The sequence below is a fragment of the Microbacterium sp. C7(2022) genome (genome assembly GCF_028823665.1).
GTDB lineage: Bacteria > Actinomycetota > Actinomycetes > Actinomycetales > Microbacteriaceae > Microbacterium.
This window is the reverse complement of the sequence record NZ_JAPEHV010000123.1, coordinates 1-211: the sequence shown is the minus strand read 5'-3', so window position 1 is coordinate 211 and position 211 is coordinate 1. Positions and strand designations below refer to the sequence as shown.

Sequence of the window (211 nt, the reverse complement as noted above, 5' to 3'; positions counted from 1 at the left end):
CATCATACCTAGCCCTCTTTGACTCCCCCAACCTCTTCTTTCTGAGTTTCTCTTCCTCAAGCTGTTCGGCATATGTCATGAGTCTTGATATGTCCATGTCCCCAATGAGCATAGCGGCATGGCATTCTTCATTTATCAAATCAGACACACCCGATACAAATTTGTGCATCCTTGAACAAGGATCTGCCACCAAATGTGGAGCATATTTGGA

At 44.5% G+C, this 211-nt stretch carries 1 protein-coding gene; it reads right to left on the bottom strand.

Annotated features, from left to right (window positions below; genetic code table 11):
* Positions 1-190 (bottom strand): hypothetical protein (locus ON062_RS13770; RefSeq protein ID WP_274647711.1); only part of this gene is annotated, 190 nt, incomplete at its 3' end.
* Positions 191-211: the final 21 nt, after the last annotated feature.